The organism is Caballeronia sp. M1242 (assembly GCF_017220215.1).
Classification (GTDB): Bacteria; Pseudomonadota; Gammaproteobacteria; order Burkholderiales; family Burkholderiaceae; genus Caballeronia.
The window spans coordinates 316,953-337,188 of record NZ_CP071131.1 but is presented as its reverse complement, the minus strand read 5'-3'; the positions used below and the strand labels follow the sequence as shown (position 1 = coordinate 337,188).

The window sequence follows — 20,236 nt, the reverse complement described above, 5'->3', positions numbered from 1 at the left end:
GGCACGGCGCTTCAATCGATTCCGCAACTTTCGAAGCTCGCTCGTTCCCGGTGGCTGCGCGTTCTGATCGAGGCTGCCGGATTCGCATTCCATCGCCCGACACGGCGCCAGCGAACGTGGCGCCGCGTTAGGTTTACACGCTCAAAGGCTTGCCCGGCGATGCGTCGCCATCAGCTGCCTGATCGCGTTGAATAGCGTTTCCGGATCGACGGGCTTGGCCAAATGCAGGTCGAACCCCGCCTGCATTGCGCGAGCCTTGTCTTCAGGCCTGCCGAACGCCGTCACGGCGATGGCCGGGAACGTGCAGCCCGCCTCGCGCAACGACCGCATCAGCACGTAGCCGTCTTCCCGAGGCATGCCGATGTCCGACAGCACGATATCGAACGCTTGCGCCGCGATGCACTGGCGGGCCTCGGCTGCCGACTCGGCATCGCGCACGACGGCGCCCGCTGATTCCAGCACGGCGCGCATCGCCTCGCGCGCGTCGGCTTCGTCTTCGACGAGTAGGATCGACAGGTCCGCGAGCGCCTCGTCGGAAGACGGCGCGACGTGCGCCGCGCCCGAGGCGGCTTGCAACGAGCGCTCCGCCGACGCCAGCGGAAGCTGAACCGTGAACGTGCTGCCACGTCCTTCGCCGTCGCTATGTGCCGTGATCGAGCCGCCGTGCAGCGTCACGATGCTGCGCGCAATCGCGAGCCCGATGCCGAGTCCGCCGAAGGTGCGCGTGGTCGCCTGCGACGCTTGCGCGAACGGCTCGAACACGCGGTCGATGAACGAAGCCGGAATGCCCGCGCCGTTGTCCGCAACCTGCACTTCCACGCGATTGCTTTTGCTCGTCGCGTGCACGCAGATGCGCCCGTTCTGTCCGTTGTACTTGAGCGCGTTGCTAAGCAGGTTCGAGAAGACCTGGCGCAGCCGCATCTGATCGCCTTCGATGATGAGCGTATCGGGCAGATCGGCCGTCACCGTGACGCGCTTCGCGCCAGCAGCGAGCTCGATGTCGCTGACCTCCGACTTGAGGAGCGGCACGAGATCGAACGGCTCCGCGCTGATGAGCATCTTGCCCGCCGCGATGCGGCTCAGGTCCAGCAGATCGTCGACGAGCCGCGATTGCAACTGAACGTTGCGCGCGATGGCTTCGATGCCGCGCGCCATCAGGCCGGGATTCGCGTTCTCCTGCTTGAGAAGAAAGAGCCACGATTGCATTGCGTTGAGCGGCGTGCGCAATTCGTGCGACACGGTCGCGAGAAACGTGTCCTTCAGCTGGTTCGTGTGTTGCGCTTCGAGGCGCAAGAGGCGCTCGTTGGTCAAGAGCCGGTCGCGTTCGAACTCCAGCGTCTTGTGGCGCGAGATGTCGATGGTGATGCCGTCGAAACGCAGCGGCTGGCCTTGCTCGTCCACGTGCGTGCGGCCTTTCGCGCGAATCCAGCGGATCTCGCCGGCGGGCGACACCGTGCGGAATTCCACGTCGTACGGAACGCCGTGCGTAATCGACTGCTCGACAGCCACGCGCGTCTTGTCGCGGTCATCGGGGTGCAGTCTCGCGTAGAACAGGTCCATGCTCACGCCCGCGTTCGCCGGCAGCCAGAAGTGCTCCTTGCACTTGGTGTTCCAGACGATGCGGTCGAGCGGCAGCGGGCAATGGAACGTGCCGATGTCGGCCGCTTCGATCGACAAATGCAGACGGTGGCGTTCGTCGCGCAGGCTTTGCGCCGTGCGCAGCGTTTCCTCCACGTCGGTGATCATGCCGACCCACTCGAATATCGCGCCCTGATCGTCGTGGCTGCCGGCCGCGCGCACCTGGCAGCGCCGGTACGTGGACGACGCGGCGTGCCACACGCGCACGTCCGCGCGATACGGCATGTCGGTCTGAAGCGACTGGTCGAGCGCCGCCTGAGCCGTCGCGCGGTCGTCCGGATGAATCATCTCGGCCCAGCCATAACCGCGGTGTTCTTCCCACGGCTGTCCCGTGTAGCGCTCCCAGGACGGCTGCGGCGCGATGAACCGGCCTTTCGCATCGCAGACATACGCCACCGCGCTCGCCACTGCCACGAGCGCGCGATACCGCGACTCGAGGCGCATGCGATCGAGTTCGATGTTGCCGGGATTCCCGACGTCGATGGTCGCGCCGACCCAGCGCACGATAGCGCCGTCGCCGTGGCGCATGGGACTCGCGAGCGAGCGCATCCAGCGATACGTGCCGTCCATCTGCCGGAAGCGATGGTCGATCTGGTAATCCGCGCCGCTCGCGACTGCTGCCGCCCAGCGCGCCAGCGTGTTCTCGCGGTCGTTCGGATGCAGGAGAGCTTCCCAGGCGCGCCCGAGCAAGTGCTGATCCGCGTCGGTGTGCTGGAACGCGACGCTCGACAGGTAATCCAGCGCGCCGTCGGGCCGCGCGGTCCAGACGATGATCGGCATGAATTCGGCGAGCAGCCGATAGTCGTCCGCCGTTCCGTTCGCGTCCGCTGAAGGTGCGTTTTCGTCGGAGCCGGCGCCGCGCTCGCCCGAGTCGGGCAACGCGCGCTCGGCCTCTGTGAGCGCGAGTCCTGCGTGCGGCTGCGCGATAAGGAGAAGGGCCGGCGCGGACGGTGCGGCATCGGCTGTGGCGAACGGGCGGAACTCGAAGCGCCACGTCCGGATGCCGACGGCTGTCGACTCGTCGGTCAAGGCTTCGGTGGTGCTGGCGACGCGGCGCTCGTCGAGCGCTTGCGTTGCCGCTGCCGTGAGCCGGGCGCACGACACATCGACAGAGGGGAAGGGCAGCCTGACGCGAATGACGGACAGAAACGGCTCGGCGTCGAGATCTGTCGGCGACCATCCGAACAGCTGCTTGAACCGCGTATTGGCCTGGACGACGCGGAGGTCTGCCCCGAGGATTGCGCACGACGCGGGGTTCGCGTCCAGCAGTGCAAGCGTCAATGCGTCTTCGTTAGCGTGCATGCGGTTACTGGAACTCAAGAGTGCGACGATGGTCCGGTCCGGGCTGGTTGGAACGATCGTCAGCGGGTTCTCGCATCGCACTCACGATGCAGCCGGGAACGGTTTATTTTAGACGAAAGGAGCGCATTGCGATGACGCACCGTTGTTCAGCGAGCCGGCCGCTGGTTACGGTGTTCGTCGAGGACGGGCAGCGACGGTCCAATGTTTGCGCGTGTCGACATCTGATTTCGCGTCGACGGTTCGGGCATCGGCGGCGGCGCGATGGATCGCATCGGCTCATGAAGCACGCGGGCTCGAGCGTCGAGTCCGCGCGAAGCTGCCGAGGTTGCAAGTAACAATTTCTGACTTCTGCAATGACGGTCGAGGGCCGCCTTGTCGGCTTGTCGAATGAATTAAAGAATCGGCGAAACCACGCCGATAACGGGGCTGCATGTCCGATCGAGACCAACCGGCCTCGCCACGAAATGCGACAGCAAGTGCGTAAGCGTATGCGCGCTCCGATGGACGTACGACCGTGTCCGAGGCATGGTGTGCCACGCCGACGACCGACTTATCTATGAGCATTCGAAATTTTCCGGTATCAAAGAAGCTGGCAATCGCTTTCGGCGCCGTGCTGGCGATCCTCGTGCTTCTCGCAAGCGTGAGCTACAGCAACCTGTCGCGCTTATCCGAAGCCGTCGCGTGGAACGACCACTCGTATAAGGTCCTCGCAGCGGCGGACGACGCGACGCTCTCCCTCGTCAATATGGAAACCGGTCTGCGCGCATTCGCGGTCAGCGGCGACGACGAGGTCCTCGCGCCGCTCAACTCGGGCAAGCAACGCTTCGCGGAGCGCTTCGAGGAACTGCGCTCGCTGACAAGCGACAACGCGCAGCAGCAGGCGCGCCTGAAGGTACTGGGCGAGCAGCAACGCGCCTGGTACGCGACCGTTGTTGAGCCGATGATGGCAACGCGCCGCGCGGTCGCTGCCGGCAACGGTTCGCTCGACGAGTTCGCCCGCAACTTCAAGTCGCAGTCCGGCAAGGCGGAGATGGACGGAATGCGGGGGACGCTGCGCGAGTTTCGCGACGCAGAGGCCGCGCTCTTGACTCAGCGCAGCGATGAAGTGCAGCACCTTCGTTCGGTGACGGTTGCCGTTCTCGCGGTCGGCACGTTGATCGCCGTGGCGCTCGCCTCGATGCTCGGCCTGTGGCTGACCCGCGCCATCTGCGTTCCGCTGCGTCGCGCAGTGGAGGCCGCCGACGGCATCGCGAAGGGCAACCTGACCGCGCGCATCGAAGCCGACAGTCAGGACGAACCCGGCCTGCTTCTGGCCGCGCTGGCTGCCATGCAAGCCAACCTCGTGAACCTGATGACCCAGATTCGCACGAGCTCCGATTCGATCGGCACGGCATCGAGCGAAGTGTCGGCCGGCAACACCGACTTGTCGCAACGCACGGAAGAGCAGGCTGCATCGCTCGAGCAGACGGCCTCGAGCCTCGCGGAACTGACGAGCACGGTTCAGCAAAGCGCGCAGAACGCGAGCCAGGGCGCGCAACTCGCAGAGAACGCGGCAGCGACCGCGCAAACGGGCGGCGAAGTCGTGGGGCAGGTCGTGTCGACGATGTCCGAGATCTCGGAGAGTTCGACGCGCGTGGCCGAGATCATCGCGGTCATCGAAGGTATCTCGTTCCAGACGAACATTCTCGCGCTCAACGCAGCGGTCGAGGCCGCGCGCGCCGGCGAGCAAGGCAGGGGCTTTGCGGTCGTCGCGACGGAAGTGCGTACGCTGGCTCAGCGCAGTGCATCGGCTGCGAAGGAGATCAAGGCGCTCATCGAGACGTCGGTCGACAAAGTGACGGCGGGCACGCAGCTCGTCGATCAGGCGGGAGACACCATGAAGGAAATCGTTACGTCGATTCAGCGTGTCAACGACATCATGAGCGAAATCTCCGCCGCGACGCACGAGCAAAGCCGGGGCATCGAGGAGATCAACCGGGCGGTCGCGCAGATGGACGACGTGACGCAGCAGAACGCTGCGCTCGTCGAGCAAGCGGCCGCGGCGGCCACGTCGCTCGACGATCAGGCGCGTCGGCTGGGATTGGCCGTGTCGGCGTTCAAGACGCACTGAGCGCGAAACAACCGTTGACTTAGGGCGACTGAGACGGGGCGCGCAACATGCGCCTGTGTCAGTCGCCCTTTTTCGTCGAGCGTCGAACGCGCCGCCGTGTTTGCGGCGACTCTTGCGCCACATCAGACTGGAGCATGTCACGCGAGGACGACGAATAGGCCGATCGAGCTCGCCTTATCTACCCACTTGCCATTGCAGTACCGGGTGCGATACGCCCGGAATGAACGTCCATGTCCCGCCCGGCGCGAAGTTCCACGTCGGCCCGAAGCTGGATGCCGTGCTCATCTGCGCGGTCGTGAGGCCGTTGGCTGCCGGGATCGGCGTCCCGTAAGCGGCACCGAGGCTCTGGCCCGACACTTCGCGGTCCCAGTAGACGTCCTTCGCGACGTTGCCTGCGTTGGTCGACGTGATGCCACCCGTACCGCCCGGCGGCAGAACGGGGGGAATGCTCATCGCGGCAAACGACTCCTCGATCCTGCCGCCGTTGTACTCGGTCAAGCCGCCGTCCGTCACGCCGCTTCCGACGCCGGTTGCGTAGGACTGCCGAATGATTCCGTCGGCCCCGTTCTCGGCCGCGATGCCACCCACGTGAGAATGCGACCCGCCGGTGTACTCACCATTCGACGACGACTGCACGATCAGGCCCGAGTTCGACAGCGCGATGCCGCCCATCCCGCCTTGCGCGTACATCGACACGCTGCTCGTCGCACGCGACACGGTGCCCGTGTTGTCGCCCACTACGCCGCCGATGGCGCCCGCGCCGATATCCTCGGTCAGCATTCGGCCTTTCACGCTGACGTTGGCGATCAAGCCGGCCGACGTCCCCGCGAGCAGCCCCGCGAGCGTTCCCCCCGGCGAAGCGTAAGCGTTCGTCAAGTTCACGTTGCGTACCACGCCGGATGCGCCGATCGTGGAGAAAGTGCCCAGAGGCGGGGACTCCGAGGCCTCGGTGGTGTAGAAGGAGTAGCCGTCGATGGTATGCCCGAAGCCGTCGAACTGGCCGGTGAAGCCGTTGGTGTTGCCAAGACCGATCGGCGTGAAAAAGCCCGTCGAGGACAAGTCCTTTCCTAGTGCGTAATTACCGGCGAGGTTCTGCGATATGTTCTCCAGTTCACTGATCGAGTTGACGAGCCGATAAGCGGTCACTTGCGTCTTGAGTCCGCTAAACGGCACGGCGGTCCACGCGGCGTTCGCGCGCACGGTGCCCGGCGTGTACTGACCGTTCGAATCGTAGAGCGCAGCGACGAAGCCGGTGCTTCGCGACCAGTCGATAGTGCCCGTGTTCGTGATACTGCCGTGGTTGTCGACACCTTTCGAATCGGCGCGCAGCGTCAGGTTGCCCGCGCCCGTGTTCGATAGCGTGGCGACGGGTCCGACCAGAATCGAGTGTCCGGCGTTCAGCGCGAGGGATGCGGCGCCCGTCCAGCGCAGGGTCGAAAACATATTGATGTCGCTGTCCGCGTTGATCGTCACGGACGTGCCGCTCGACAGGCTGCGGGACAGCGCCGCCGCGTTGTGCGGTCCCGCGTTCAGTTCGCTTACGCCGATGTTCCACTTCGACGCCGTCACCGTGCTGTGCTCGAACTCCATCGTCTTGCCGATGGTGTCGACTGTGCCGCCCGTGCCGTCGCTATTGCGCGCGTCGATGCTTTCATGCTGCTGCACATCGCCCTGACGAGCGACGAGCCACACGTGGCCATCGCGCGTGGCGGTGCCTGTCGCGCGCAAGGCGGCGTGACGTCCGGCGAGGGCGTAGACGTTGCCATCGGCCGCTTCTAGATGGACCTGCGCGGCGCGAATGCTGCCTCCGTTGACGACATCGCCCACGCTACCCGGCTGCACAAAGACTTGGGTGCCAGATGCCGAGTCCTTCAACAAGACTTGCTTGCCGGTGACGAGTTCGGCGGTTCCGTTGGGCGCAGCGATACGTCCTTCGTTTTCTGTGCGAGAAATCGAAATGAGGAACACATCGCCACCGCTCGAACTGATTCGGCCGAGATTGACCACGGATGCGTTGCTCGTGCCCGACAGAGTCAGCGGACCCCCCGCCATGAAGCCGGCGTTCGACGTATCGAGCGTAGAGGCGACGAAGCGGCCGCCGGTCGTGACGACGCCTTGCCGTCCGATCAGCACACCATGCGAATTGATGAGGTAAAAGCTGCCGGTCGCGCTCAGGTTCCCGTCGATGGTCGAGATGTTGGAGCCGGTCACCCGCGACAACGTAGCGCCGGAGCCATTGACGACCCTCACGCTATTGCCTGCGCCGATGGAAAAGCTGTTCCAGTCGATGACGCCCCGAGCGGAGTTTTGGGTAATGGTGATCTGATCAGGACACGACGCGATGCCGCCTGATCCCGCGACAAAGCGGCCGTTCTGCGGCAACGGGCCGGCCGCGAAGGCGACGGGCGACGACGCGCATGTCAGGAGAACCAGCATCGCAGTCCTGGACAGACGATGACGACAGCCGAACGCAGCGCGCATAAGACCTCCCGTTGCGTAGCACAACGAATCTAATGCATCATGGTTAAGCATAGGCCGCGATAAGGAGAATGCAATGCGCGCGTAAGCCCGTTCTATGCACGGACGTGCGCTTCTGATGTTGTAACGTCCGACGTTTGATCTGCGGCGAGCTGACGCGCGTCTTTGCTCGCGATTGTCAGTCGATGCGCAAACGTTCGCACGTATGCTTCGGCGTCCAGTCGTCGGCTGACAATCCACGCGGCATGGTCGCGTCCATGAGAATGAGCACCAGCCAGTGCCCTTGCTCTTTGCCGATGCCGGTGAGGAGCATGGGCTCTCCGGGCGCAACGATGACCGGCGGCGCGCCCGGCCGGCCGAGCTGTGCGCCATGCGGCGTTTCGAGGCACTGAGCGCCGCTCAGAACAAACCACGCTTCGGTGCCCGGATGGCGATGGATCGTGGACTGCATGCCGGGCTTGAAATTTCCTTCCATGTAGGTGGCCATCAAGGAACGGGCTTGGGGACGTTTCAGCGGGCCGACATCGGCAATGTGTTCGCCCGTTGATGATCGCCAGGACTCGTCAGCGATCGTGAAAAGCCAGATGGTCCCGAGAACTTCGACGACCGTTCCATTCGTAGTCTTCGCCGCTTGAGCCGATGAACGGTCCGTGAACCGATCGATATGCCAGAAGATCGGACCGTCCGGTAGCTTTTGCAGATGCTCTTCGGCATGGACAAAGCAACCGTACTCGGTAGTCCGTTCATTCACCGGGATGCACGCGCCGCCCGTTTGCGCGAACAGGTAAGCCGGCGCCGCCAGTCCGATCACAGCAACGCTGATTACGCTTGACACGACAGCCGCTGCTCTGACGATGCGCTTCTGGAATGTCGGCAAGCTTCGCATAGATGCCTCACTCCGCAAAAATAGTATGTACTACTGTGCGTATCTTAGACCGCAAATTTGTTTTCGCAAGCAGCGTGCGCGCGGTGTTCGATTCGTCAGTGCACCATGCGTGCGACGCCGTACGCAGGCATTCATCAGCGCGAATGCGTGCATTCAGCGCCAGACCACATCGGTTCAAAAAAATGCACGAAAAGGGCTAAAGATTCTACGTCGTGGGCCGATAATGCGACGAGGCAAACCCGGAGTGATCCGGCGACGCAAAGCTAAAGGGACTCACGCGTGACCACGAGTGAGTTTGCCAGTTGCCCGCCACGAAAGGCGGGCCAATCGACGGCGGCAGCAATGCCCGTGTCAGGAGGCGAAATGCAAATCAATCGGGCGTTCTTGAAGTGGGGGGCTGCTCTCGCAGCGGTCATGGTGAGCGGCACGGCGCTCGCGGCAGGCAGTACGGGCGGGTCGAGCACGTCCCTGAGCCTCGTCGTGCCATCCTATTTCTACCCGAGCAAAACATCAGCGGACTGGAACAGTCTCGCTGCGTCTGCGAGCAAAGTAACGACCACTGCGATTCTGAATCCGAATAGCGGACCGGGCACGAGCGCGGATGCCAATTACGCCGCCGCCGTCGCCAAACTCCACGCGGCGGGCGGGAAGGTCATAGGCTACGTATCGACGTCTTACGCGAAGCGGTCTTTGTCCGCGGTCGTGGCCGATATCAATATGTACGTGAGCCTCTATAACGTCGATGGGTTCTTCATCGACGAGATGACTTCAGATAGTCAGACCTCGAATGTTCAGTTCTATCAGTCTATCTATAACTACATCAAGGGACTAAAGTCTACTTATTCGGTCACGGGTAATCCGGGCACCACTATTCCCGAGATCTACGCGAGCTTGCCGACGGCGGACCAGTTCGTGGTCTTCGAAGGCAACGCAAAGAATTACGCGAAATTCCAGCCGATGGCCTGGCAAGCAGCGTATCCGAAAAGCCGCTTCGTGCACATCGTCTACAACGCAAGCGCGGCGCAAATGCCGGGCGTATTGGCGTATGCGAGGACGCATGGCGCAGGCGGCGTATATGTGACGTCGCTGACCTTGCCGAACCCTTATAAGGGCCTTCCTGCATACTGGAACGATGAAGTGTCCAACGCCGTGGCGCAGTGAGAGAGGCGCGGGGACGGGCGGAATACTCGCACGCGAATCCTCGTTCCTGCCGAAGTGGAGTGCGGCGTGATAGGCTGCGCTGTCCTCGCGGCTACCGCGCACGGACATGTCGCGCGTCTCGCGGATGCGGTCAGCGCCTTCGTCAAGTCCGAGAGCGAAGTGCAACCCGACCCGCGCGCAAGCGACAGGTACGATCGCATGACGCCCATTTTCGAGGGGCTGTACGCGTACGCGCAGCAGTTCCAGGACGATCTCCACGCGCTCGACGCACACGCGTTCGCAGCGCAAGCACGACAAGGACAATCAGGCTTTGATCAAGGCAATTCTGTGGGACATGGACGGCACGCTCATCGAGAGCGAGTCGCTGCATCTGGCGACGCTCGTCGAGGCGCTCGCGCATCACGGCGTGCAGGCGGGCCATGAGATGCATCCGCTCGTCTTCGGCAAGACCGGGCGCGAAGTGCATGCGCTCGTTCGCGAACGATTCGGGCTGACGGTCGATTTCGGCGAGTGGTCGGCGTTTCGGGCGCGGGCGTATCTGAACGGCGCACCGAAGCTCACGCCGCGTCCCGGCGCGCTCGAGGTGTATCGCGCGGCGAAGGCGGCCGGCATCACGCAGGCGATCGTATCGAACGCATCGCGCATGTTGCTCGAAGCGAACCTGCGCGCGCTCGGGATCGAAGATCCTTCGCTCATCACGGTCAGCGTCAACGACGTGCGTCAGGGCAAGCCGAGCCCGGAGCCCTACGAACGCGCAGCGTGGCTTTTGCGGCTCGCGCCGGAAGAGGTCGTCGCGGTCGAGGACAGCCCGACCGGCGCGCTCGGTGCGATCGCCGCGCACATGCGCGTGATCGGCTGGCCCGCCGATGATGAAGCCGCTGCGCTCTTTCCCTCCGAAGCGGACATCGTGCGCTCGCCGGATGAACTCGCGGCGAAGCTCGGGCTCCCCTCTGAGGCGTTGCGATAGAGCGGTGACGTCGGGCCGCAGTCCGCGCGGTCTCTAGGAAGCTTGCGTCATGACGGCCCATGTCCGCCAACATGGTCGATGCCGCTGGCATGGCTGCGCGGCATGAGCGCGTTCAAGCATGCCATGCTTAGCGAAGCGTCTGCGTGACGAAACGTCAGGCCTTCGTTGAAGTGCAATCGCTTGCATTGCGTCCGATACGGCTTCGGCGCTCGAAGACCTCAACGCCAGGCTCAGTGTCCACGCGCCCGGCATCATCAAGGCAGTCCGGATCGCAGCCGGATATGCGGCGCGGCCATCATCCTTCATCGTGTGAACCAACGTTAGTCGTTCGCCACTCCATTCTGTCCCTTCGGCGCCAGGCAACAACGTTCGCACGCTGCTCCCACGATCTTAAGCAGGGTTATCCCCCATCCGTCGAAACTCGGAAACATGCAATCATATATATGAATTCGACGGAGAAAGATCATGGAAGCCGATGACCGGTTGCCGCGTTATCAGCGCTTGCGCGACGAAATGGTAGCCCTGATTGCGGCTCGTCAGTGGCGACCGGGCGAAGCGATTCCCACCGAGCAGGCGCTTTCGCAAAGCTATGGCCTTGCCGTCGGTACGGTCAGAAAGGCCGTCGATCTGCTCGTGGCTGAAGGTCTTCTCGAACGATTCCAGGGCAGAGGGACGTTCGTGCGCCGCGCGAACTTCGACGGTTCCCTGTTTCGCTTCTTCCGCTTTCAGACGCGACAAGGCGAACGCCGCATCCCGGAGAGCCGGATCTTGCGCCGGGAGGTCGTCGATGCGCCGTCCGCCGTCGCCGCGACATTGCAAATATCACGGACGGCCCGCGTGATTCAGATGTCCCGTCTGCGGTTGATCGACGGCGTGCCGATGCTTGCCGAAGAAATATGGTTGCCCTACGCGCGCTTTGCCGCGTTCGCGAAGATGGACTTGCAGGAAATCGGTGATCTTCTGTACCCGGTGTACGAGACGCAGTGCAACCAGATCGTGGCGTCGGCCACGGAAACGCTGACGGTCGAAGCCATCGGCTCACGGCACGCGAGACTCCTGAACATCGAACCGGGCGCGCCGGCCGTCGTCATCGAACGTCTTGCATTCGGCTACGACCGGCAGCCGCTGGAATGGCGCCGTTCGCGTGGTCCCGCCAGCGAGTTCATCTATCAAGCCGAGATCCGCTAGTGATCGCGCGCTAACGCAAGCACGTTGTTCTGATTACAACCGGCGACGGAGACGGCATGTTCAACTGGTTCAAAGAAATTTCAGGCAATGAACGCAGGACGTTCTGGGCGTGCTTCGGCGGATGGGCGCTCGATTCGCTCGACGTGCAGATGTTCAGCCTCGTCATTCCCGCGATCATCGCCGAGTGGTCGATCAGCCGCACGCAAGCGGGACTGGTGAGCGGCGTCACGCTCGTTGCGTCGGCGCTGGGCGGATGGATCGCGGGCATGCTGTCCGACCGGTTCGGACGCGTCAGAACACTGCAATGGACTGTCGCGTTCTTCTCCGTTTTCACCTTCCTGTGCGCGTTCGCGCAGAACTATCCGCAGTTTCTCGTGCTGAAGACGTTGCAGGGTTTCGGCTTCGGTGGCGAGTGGGCGGCAGGCGCCGTGCTCATGGCCGAGACGATCCGCAACGAGCATCGCGGCAAGGCGATGGGCAGCGTGCAGAGCGCATGGTCCGTCGGCTGGGGCGCAGCCGTGCTGCTGTATGCGCTGATGTTCTCGCTCGTGCCCGCGGCCACGGCATGGCGCGTGATGTTCGCAATCGGCATCGTTCCTGCGCTTTTAATTCTGTACGTCCGGCGCGGCGTGCAGGAGCCGCAAGCGCCGGCGCGATCGTCATCATCGTCGCAAGCGACGCGTGACACCGGCATCTTCTCAGCGGGCATGCTTCGCATGACGTTGATCGGCGCGTTGCTAGGCGTCGGCGCGCACGGCGGTTATTACGCTCTGATGACGTGGTTGCCGACGTTCCTGAAGAGCGAGCGTCATCTGTCCGTGCTCGGTACTGGCGGCTATCTCGCCGTGGTGATCGTCGCGTTCTTTTGCGGATGCCTCGTCAGCGCGCAATTGCTGGATCGCATCGGTCGTCGAAGAACCATTCTCACGTTCGCGATCTGCTGCGTGATAACGGTCGTCGCCTATGTGTCCCTTCCGCTCGGCAATACCGCGATGTTGTTCTTCGGCTTTCCGCTCGGTTTCTTCGCGGCGGGCATTCCCGCGAGCATGGGTGCGCTGTTCAACGAGCTGTATCCGCGCGGCGTGCGCGGCACGGGCGTCGGGTTCTGCTACAACTTCGGTCGCGTCGTGTCCGCGGGATTCCCTGTGCTCGTCGGGCATATGTCGGCGAATATGTCGCTCGGCACGGCGATCGGCATCGATGCGGGCCTCGCCTACGCCATCGTCGTGCTGTCTGTGCTGATGCTGCCTGAGACGCGCGGCCGCGTGCTGGGCGAAGTCGCGCCCAGCGCGGATGACTCGCGTCCGCTCGCTCACGCTCCAAGGCACTGAATGGCCGGCCATTTACGCGCGGCGTCGAAACCATTGATGAGGAAAGACCCATGCTCCCCGAGTCGGAGACAGACGTGAGCCGTCGAAAGGATGCGCATCGTCGATCCGGGATCGCACCAGTGGACACGCATGCTCATGTCTTCAGGCGCGGTCTTCCGCTCGCCGAGCATCGCCGCTATGCGCCCGATTACGACGCGCCGTTGCATGCTTACCTCGCTCAACTCGACGCGCATGGGATAGCGCGCGGTGTGCTCGTGCAGCCCAGCTTTCTCGGCACCGATTGCGGCTATCTTATCGACGCATTGAATAGCGCGCGCGACAGGCTGCGTGGCGTCGCCGTGATCGCGCGCGATTGCGATTTGCCCACGCTGACCGATATGGCCGAAGCGGGCATCGTGGGCATCCGGCTGAATTTGATCGGGCACGCCGACAATTCGCTGGACCACTGGGTCAGCGGGCGCACGTTGGCTCATGTGCGGGAACTGGCGTGGCATGTCGAAGTGCACGCGGAAGCAGCAAGGCTCGAAGGCATCGTCGCGCCGCTTCTCGAAGCGGGCGTCAACGTCGTCGTCGATCATTTCGGCAGGCCCGATCCGGCTCTCGGCGCGAGCGATGCAGGCTTTCGCCGTCTGCTCGATTTCGCGCGATCAGAGCGCGTGTGGGTCAAGGTATCCGGGGAATACCGCAATTGGCCGGACCATGACGTCGTCGAGCGCGAGGCACGCGAGGCATTCGATCTCTTGAGAGATGCCTTCGGCCTGCATCGCCTGGTGTGGGGTAGCGACTGGCCTCATACGCAGTTCGAGAAGTCCGAGCAAATGTCGAGGTCGCTGGACCTATTGCACGCGCTGATCCCGGACCCGGAGGAACGCAACGTCGTCCTGACGCATACGCCGGCGAGCCTCTACATGTTCGACGACGAGGCCGCGAATCAGTAATCGCGCCTGACGTTCCCGACAAAGCCGCGCCGCTCCTCTGGCAACACACTTCGAACCGAAGATAGATTAAATGACTCCTCTAGACATCGATTTATTGCTTACTGCGCTTTTCAGCGTGCTCGTGTTGGTCGCGCTCATCGTGTCGCGCATCAAGATGCATCCGCTTCTCGCGTTGCTCGTCGTATCCATTGGCGTGGGCTTCGCCACCGGCATGGAGCCGGGAAGCATCGTCAAGCATCTGACGAACGGCGCAGGAAAGACATTGGGCGCGGTGGGCGTCGTCATCGCGCTGGGCGCGATGCTCGGCAAGATCCTCGCCGATGCGGGTATCACTGAGCAGATCGCCGAAGCCATGCTAAGGCGCGCCTCTGACCGGATGATTCCGTGGGCGATGACGCTCGTGGCGTTCGTCGTGGGCATTCCGATGTTCTTCGAAGTGGGGCTGGTCGTCATGCTGCCGCTGATCTTCAGCGTTGCGCGCAAGCTGGAAAGTCACGCCCGATTCAAGGGCTCGGCTTATGTGTACGTCGGTGTGCCGGTGATTTCGGCGCTGGCCGCCATGCACGGCATGGTCCCGCCCCATCCGGGGCCATTGACCGCTATCGCCACGCTCAAGACTTCGGTCGGCCCTACTATGGTGTACGGCTTTCTGGCGGCGATTCCAGCGATGGTGTTGGGAGGACCGCTCTATGGCGCGTTCATTTCGCCGCGCATGAGCACGAGGCCTGATCAGAGCTTGCTGGATCAATTCACTGTCGTCGAGGAGGGCGGCGCCGACCGGCGGCCTTCCGTCGGTCTCGGCGTGCTGGCGGCCTTGTTGCCTGCCATCTTGATGCTGGTTCATGCTGTCGCTGAAATGGTCTTGCCGAAGGGTTCGCCGACGCTGCATGTGGCGAGCTTCCTCGGCAATCCGCTGATCGCGATGTTGCTAGGCGTCCTGTTCGCCGTGACGACGTTGGTCCTCGCGCGAGGAGGCGATGCCGAGAAGCTGCGCCACGCGCTCGGCGCGAGTCTCAAGCCGATTGCGTCCATCATCATGATTATCGCGGGAGGCGGCGCATTCCAGGAGATGCTGACGAGCGCAAAGGTGGGCGAGGCTATCGTGCATCTGACGCAGCACTTCGCCTTTCCCCCGCTGATTCTGGGCTGGCTGATCGCCATGGCGCTTTCAGTCTCGACCGGGTCGGCGACGGTGGGTATCGTCGGCGCAGCGGGTTTGCTGGCCCCGCTTGCAGGAGCCGATCCGAGTCTCAACTTGCCGTTGCTGGCCTTGTCGATTGGCTGCGGTTCGCTGTTCTTCAACTATGCGAACCACGCCGGTTTCTGGATGGTCAAGGAATCGTTCGGCATGACGATGGGCGAAGCGACCAAAACGATCTCGGTGGTTCAGTCCATCGTGGCGGTGGTCGGTCTGATCATGGCGCTTGTATTCAATGCGGTCATCGGTAGTCACTGAGTTTGGCTCACGTGCAACACGCTACGCGAAAAGACGTAGCGTGAGTTCAACACCGCGCCGCTGTTTATAAGAAGTACGAAGCATCCAGGCTCGAACGAACACCATCGAAGGGTCGTGAGACGCTTAGGCTCGTGCATAGCGGGCTGGAGAAGCGCGGTGTTTCGTCTATTCATCCGCTCGCTCCACGTTTGATCGTCGTTCATCGTTCACTTGGTGCGGGCTCGCCGAGACGCACTCGATCACGAGACCGATCATTCGCCCGCAACGTCCACCGCAACGACGACCGTTTGCACGTCGCGAAAACCGCCCGCAAACAATCAAGCCCCATTTCAGCATTAATTACCGCACGAGAGCGTTTGCGCACGCTGTGATACCCTGCACTCCGTGCGACGGCCCTCTGTGAGCGTGAAGGATCGGGAACAAATTACCGGTCTCGTGTTTAGACATCAAGAAGGCCCGCCGCCCGCCGTAAAAAGAACTAGTGCCACGCGCGCCTCTCTTCTGCGGTCGTAGGTCAATCGTCGCGCCGTGTACGGCGGACATCACGCCACCGAAGCTCGCCTTTACAGACCGGGTGCTTTCGCCCCACACAAAGAACGGTCGCCATCTCGACGCGTTCCAGGATTTGCCAGATGAAACCGGTAAGGAACCTCCTTCGCTCACGCTTTGGCCGCTTCGTCGCTTACGGCGTCGCGGTCGCCGCGCTGATCGCCACTGCGGGCGCCATCGCGTGGCGTCAACACGTCGATGCCGCGCATCACGAACCGCTCGCGCTCGCGGGCGTCGCAAGCGCAATGCGCGCTGACGCGAAGCCGTGGACGCATCGCGAGAAAGACGTGTCGCAACTCATGGCCGATATGCGCGCGCGCGATGTGACCGCCATCGGCGTGAGCCGCGACGCGATCCTCGTATCGACGCAGCGCGGGGAGAAGTACTACGTCGCCGACCATGACGGCGCGTTCTCGAATGCGCTCTTGATCGGCGATATGAAGACCGGCGAAACCGCGCCCTATCAATTGGTCTGGCTGCCGGATGCAAACGTGCATACGGGCATGGCGCGATGGGACGACGAATTCAATCGTCTGCGCGATATTCTGAGCATACTGTTGCCTGTCGCGATGGTCGCCGGCTTATTGTGGTTCATGCGCCGCGAGATGCGCGGCGGCGCGCAATTGCTCGCGAAATCGCCGACCATGCGCTTCGACGACGTAATCGGCGCAGGCGAAGCGAAAGCCGCGCTCGCGGACGTGCGCGCATGGCTGACCGAGCCCGCGCAGTTCACCGGCATGGGCGTGCGCGCGCCGTGCGGCATTCTCATGACGGGCGGGCCGGGCGTCGGCAAGACGCGTCTCGCGCAGGCGCTCGCGGGCGAATGCGGCGCGAATTTCATCGCGATCACGGGTAGCTATTTCAGCGCGAAATACTATGGCGTCGGCATTCAGAAGGTGAAGCACCTGTTCGAACTCGCGCGCAAGAACGCGCCGACGGTCATCTTCATCGACGAAGCGGACGGCCTCGGCAAGCGCACGGATACGGGCGGCGGTCCGGTCGAAGCCGAGAGCAACCGCATCATCAACCAGCTGCTTGCCGAGATGGATGGCTTCGCATCGAATGAAGGCGTCATCATCGTTGCAGCGACGAATCACCCGGACAATCTCGACGAGGCGCTGCGCCGCCCGGGCCGTTTCGATCGGACCATTCAAGTGCGTTTGCCCGATATCGACGACCGCGAGAAGATCCTGCGTTTCTACGCGGCGAACCTGAAGACGAAGGCAGGCGACATCGATTTCACGCAACTCGCGCGTCTCACCACGGGCTTGTCGCCGGCCACGCTCGCGATGATCGTGAATCAGGCGGGTCTTGTGGCGCGCAAAGCCGGCGAGACGGAAGTCGCGGCCGATCATTTCGTCGAGGCGATCAAGATCGCGCGCATCGGCGACATCAACGGCGCGGAGCGCGCGCTGTCCGACGACGAACGCACGCGCATCGCCATTCACGAGGCCGGGCATGGACTCGTTGCGGCGCTGCTGAACACGGGCGTGCTCGAAGAAGTCACCATTCTGCCGCGCGGCGGCGCGCTGGGTGTCGCGCTCATCACGAAGGCGCAGGACAAGCATCTGTATCGCGAAACCGAGATGCGTAACGAGATTCAGGTGCTGCTCGGCGGACGCAACGCGGAACTGTTGATGTTCAACGAGGCATCGAGCGGCGCGGCGCAGGACTTGCAGGAAGCATCGCGCATCGGGCTGGATATGGTCTCGAAGTTCGGCTTCAACAACGACGGCAATCTCTTCAGCCTCGCCGCCTTGCCGCAACAAGTCGCGGGGCTGCAGTTGAAGACGGCGATCGGACACGCGAACGAGCTTCTCTCCGACCTGAACGATGCGTGCTTCGCGCTGCTCAAGGCGAATGAACCGGTGCTTCGCGCGATCGCGGAGCAACTGCTTGAATCGGAGACGGTGCCGGGGGAGACGGTGTATCGGCTGATTCGCGAGCATGCGGCGGCTGTCGAAGCGGTTGACGAGGTGCTCGCGGCTTAACCTGTTGCTCGCGGTGCATCATCACGTTAAGCCAGTGATGCACCTCGCTCTCTGCTTCAATGGCATGCCGCGCTAGCGGCTCGTCATGATTCGCGCGAGCTACGCTGATCCGCCCGATACGCTTGCGTGAGTCCGTCGTAGCCCCAGCTGTCTTTCGGCACATCGTGAATCACGACATAGCTCACTTCCGCGAGCGTGCCGCCGATCACTGATTGAAGCAGTGCGCTCGCTTACCGGATGAAACGCGCCTTCTCTTCGGCAGTATTGGTGCCGGCGCTGACGATTGCATCGACTTGCGCCGCACACGCGACTGGCTCGCCGCCCACGGTCCAACTCTTGGCCGGTACTTGTTCGACCAGAACAGCCACGAGAGGCCCGACTTTGCGAAGGACATCGACCATCAACGCAGTGATGCCTTCCTGAATCGCTTTCACTTGATGCGGCGCGAGCGGTTCACCGATCGCCTTGACGCTAATGAAGGGCATGGCCATTTCTCCTTGTTCGAAGCACTCGTAGAGAGTTGCTTATCGAGAAGATATGGCTGCTCGCTGCTTCAAGCAATTTGAAAGTTCAGAACTCTTTCATTCATTAAATCGAACCGTTGCTCAGCGCATCGCCACGGCGGCAAGTTCGTCACGGATCGTTTCGGTCACGATATCGGTTAGCTTCGTGACTGCGGCTGTGGGTTCGGCTTCTGCGCGATGAAGCGAAAGCGGCGCGAGCGGCAGAGCGGGCAAGCCGGTTGTCGCCGAGTCCAGCGCAACGAGTGACGCCGGCATCTTGAGGGCCGTTCGAACGGTGATGCCGAGGCCGCCCTCGACCGCGGCCCATAGCCCCGAGAGACTTGGACTCGTGAAAACCAGTCTCCACGACAGGCCCGCTGCATCCATTGCATCGACGGCGGCCGAGCGGAACGTGCAGGGCGGGTCGAACGCGACGAAGGGCAGCGGCTGCCCGCCAAGACTGTCCACGCCACCCCAGTCCGGCCGACCGACCCACTGGATGGGCACGGCCGCCACGCGTTCGCCGTGCGGCGACGCGCTGCCGTCTCCCCAGACGAGCGCGACATCGAGCGCACCTGTCAGTGTCTTTTCGATGAGCGATGCGCTTCTATCTACCTGAACTTCGACGCGCACTTTCGGATGCGCTCTCGAGAACCGGCTAAGCACCGCCGGCAGCCAGCTTTCCGCGAAATCCTGCGGCAAGCCGAGCCGCGCCCAGCCCTCGAGGTCCGATCCCCGCACGGTTTCCACTGCTTCGTCGTTGAGTTCGAGCAAGCGCTTCGCGTAGCTCAGCAGACCTTCGCCCGCTGTGGTGAGCGCGAGCCCGCGCCCTGACTTCTGCACGAGAGGCCGGCCGATTTGATCCTCCAGCCTCCGCAATTGCGTACTGATCGCGGATTGCGAGCGGCCTAAGCGCTCCGCCGCGCGCGCGAAGCTGCCAAGCTCGAACCCGGTGACGAAGGTTCTCAGCACATCCATGTCGAGATTGGTTCGCGTAGGCATAGTTCGATTTCGCAGATGCGACTCTTCGTAAGTTTCAAATTTACGGAATGATGATCGGGCCGTATCGTGTGTACGTCAAGTACCGCAGTCATTCACAGTCTCTAGACCGGAGTAAAGAAGCCATGCCGCTTATCCGCATTTCTCTGATCAAGGGCAAGTCCGCCGCGCATATACGAGCAGTGAGCGACGGCGTTCATCGGGCGCTGGTCGAGGCGTATGGCGCGCCCGCTGACGATCGATTCCACCTCATTCACCAGCATGAGCGCGATGAGTTCATCTACGACAGCGACTACCTCGGGATCCATCGAACCGATGATCTCGTCGTCATCAACATCACGGCGGGCAATTGGCGCGACACCGCGCAGAAGAAAGCGCTCTTCAAGGCAATCGCAATCAATCTCGCGGTGAATCCGGGTCTGCGCCCAGAGGACGTTCTGATTGTCTTGCAGCCGAACGCACGAGATGAATGGTCCTTCGGAAACGGTTTGGCGTCCTATGTAAAAGACGAAACGGGCGGATAGGAGGTATTCGAAACCGGAAGCGCGATTCGCCTGAAGATTGGGCTGCGCCTGTTATCGTCCGAACGTTCCGTCAATTCGACGTTGTGATTCGCACTGCCGAGGTTTGTGCGTTGCACTCGCATTTTGCTTTGATTATGCTAAGGAGCATTCGGTAAGCACGACGACGTGTCCTTCGTCTACCGATACGCCGTGGTCAACACAGCCGTTGACCATCA

At 62.7% G+C, this 20,236-nt stretch carries 15 protein-coding genes, 1 pseudogene and 1 riboswitch; of the genes and pseudogenes, 10 read left to right on the top strand and 6 right to left on the bottom strand.

The genetic code is table 11. The annotated features are described in order from the left end of the window. Nucleotides 1–141 precede the first annotated feature (141 nt). On the bottom strand, nucleotides 142–2,919 hold the full coding sequence (locus JYK05_RS20990; RefSeq protein ID WP_206470414.1) for a PAS domain-containing protein: 2,778 nt from the start codon (nucleotides 2,917–2,919) through the stop codon (nucleotides 142–144). A 577-nt stretch (nucleotides 2,920–3,496) separates the two neighbouring features. Between JYK05_RS20990 and JYK05_RS26765 the strand changes: the two are divergent. Continuing rightward, nucleotides 3,497–4,225 (top strand): annotated as a pseudogene (locus tag JYK05_RS26765) (CHASE3 domain-containing protein); the annotation flags it as partial. A 42-nt stretch (nucleotides 4,226–4,267) separates the two neighbouring features. After that, nucleotides 4,268–5,050 carry a methyl-accepting chemotaxis protein gene (locus JYK05_RS26760; RefSeq protein ID WP_371826473.1) on the top strand — a complete coding sequence of 261 codons (783 nt, stop codon included), beginning with the start codon at nucleotides 4,268–4,270 and terminating at the stop codon, nucleotides 5,048–5,050. A 174-nt stretch (nucleotides 5,051–5,224) separates the two neighbouring features. Here the strand turns inward: JYK05_RS26760 and JYK05_RS20980 are convergent, their stop codons facing one another. Together JYK05_RS20980 and JYK05_RS20975 are read right to left on the bottom strand one after the other, a co-directional pair. Then, entirely contained in the window at nucleotides 5,225–7,486 is a 2,262-nt protein-coding gene (locus JYK05_RS20980) for a filamentous hemagglutinin N-terminal domain-containing protein (RefSeq protein ID WP_206470412.1), read from the bottom strand. A gap of 220 nt (nucleotides 7,487–7,706) precedes the next feature. Then, complete coding sequence (locus JYK05_RS20975) at nucleotides 7,707–8,363, bottom strand: hypothetical protein (protein WP_206470411.1); 657 nt, start codon at nucleotides 8,361–8,363, stop codon at nucleotides 7,707–7,709. A gap of 273 nt (nucleotides 8,364–8,636) precedes the next feature. Then, a riboswitch (cyclic di-GMP riboswitch) is annotated at nucleotides 8,637–8,724 on the top strand. A gap of 53 nt (nucleotides 8,725–8,777) precedes the next feature. Here JYK05_RS20975 and JYK05_RS20970 point away from each other — a divergent pair. The 7 genes from JYK05_RS20970 (at nucleotide 8,778) to JYK05_RS20940 (ending at nucleotide 17,995) form a co-directional block, all read left to right on the top strand. Continuing rightward, a complete protein-coding gene (locus tag JYK05_RS20970) occupies nucleotides 8,778–9,575 on the top strand; it encodes a spherulation-specific family 4 protein (RefSeq protein WP_371826472.1) in 798 nt (265 codons plus the stop codon). 310 nt (nucleotides 9,576–9,885) lie between these two features. Further along, the gene (locus JYK05_RS20965) at nucleotides 9,886–10,542 is read left to right on the top strand and encodes an HAD family phosphatase (RefSeq protein ID WP_175943400.1); all 657 of its coding nucleotides are present in this window, start codon (nucleotides 9,886–9,888) and stop codon (nucleotides 10,540–10,542) included. Between the two features lie 462 nt (nucleotides 10,543–11,004). Continuing rightward, complete coding sequence (locus tag JYK05_RS20960; protein ID WP_206470510.1) at nucleotides 11,005–11,730, top strand: GntR family transcriptional regulator; 726 nt, start codon at nucleotides 11,005–11,007, stop codon at nucleotides 11,728–11,730. A gap of 56 nt (nucleotides 11,731–11,786) precedes the next feature. Then, nucleotides 11,787–13,061, top strand: coding sequence for an MFS transporter (locus tag JYK05_RS20955; RefSeq protein WP_206470409.1), 1,275 nt, complete (start codon nucleotides 11,787–11,789; stop codon nucleotides 13,059–13,061). A gap of 50 nt (nucleotides 13,062–13,111) precedes the next feature. Beyond that, nucleotides 13,112–13,999, top strand: a complete 888-nt coding sequence (locus JYK05_RS20950) for an amidohydrolase (protein ID WP_206470408.1) — start codon at nucleotides 13,112–13,114, stop codon at nucleotides 13,997–13,999. Between the two features lie 70 nt (nucleotides 14,000–14,069). After that, complete coding sequence (locus JYK05_RS20945; RefSeq protein WP_175943395.1) at nucleotides 14,070–15,455, top strand: GntP family permease; 1,386 nt, start codon at nucleotides 14,070–14,072, stop codon at nucleotides 15,453–15,455. 632 nt (nucleotides 15,456–16,087) lie between these two features. Continuing rightward, nucleotides 16,088–17,995 carry an AAA family ATPase gene (locus JYK05_RS20940; RefSeq protein ID WP_206470407.1) on the top strand — a complete coding sequence of 636 codons (1,908 nt, stop codon included), beginning with the start codon at nucleotides 16,088–16,090 and terminating at the stop codon, nucleotides 17,993–17,995. 83 nt (nucleotides 17,996–18,078) lie between these two features. On the opposite strand, the gene JYK05_RS26545 is transcribed toward JYK05_RS20940, so the two are convergent. The 3 genes from JYK05_RS26545 to JYK05_RS20930 all read right to left on the bottom strand — a co-directional run bounded on the left by JYK05_RS26545 (nucleotide 18,079) and on the right by JYK05_RS20930 (nucleotide 19,500). After that, on the bottom strand, nucleotides 18,079–18,204 hold the full coding sequence (locus tag JYK05_RS26545; RefSeq protein ID WP_256443441.1) for a hypothetical protein: 126 nt from the start codon (nucleotides 18,202–18,204) through the stop codon (nucleotides 18,079–18,081). Nucleotides 18,205–18,225: 21 nt separating this feature from the next. After that, complete coding sequence (locus tag JYK05_RS26430) at nucleotides 18,226–18,486, bottom strand: tautomerase family protein (RefSeq protein WP_241270072.1); 261 nt, start codon at nucleotides 18,484–18,486, stop codon at nucleotides 18,226–18,228. Nucleotides 18,487–18,600: 114 nt separating this feature from the next. Further along, nucleotides 18,601–19,500 carry a LysR substrate-binding domain-containing protein gene (locus JYK05_RS20930; RefSeq protein ID WP_206470406.1) on the bottom strand — a complete coding sequence of 300 codons (900 nt, stop codon included), beginning with the start codon at nucleotides 19,498–19,500 and terminating at the stop codon, nucleotides 18,601–18,603. Nucleotides 19,501–19,622: 122 nt separating this feature from the next. On the opposite strand from JYK05_RS20930, the gene JYK05_RS20925 reads away from it, so the two are divergent. Next, nucleotides 19,623–20,021: a tautomerase family protein gene (locus JYK05_RS20925; protein WP_206470509.1), complete on the top strand. Its 399-nt coding sequence runs from the start codon at nucleotides 19,623–19,625 to the stop codon at nucleotides 20,019–20,021. Nucleotides 20,022–20,236 lie beyond the last annotated feature (215 nt).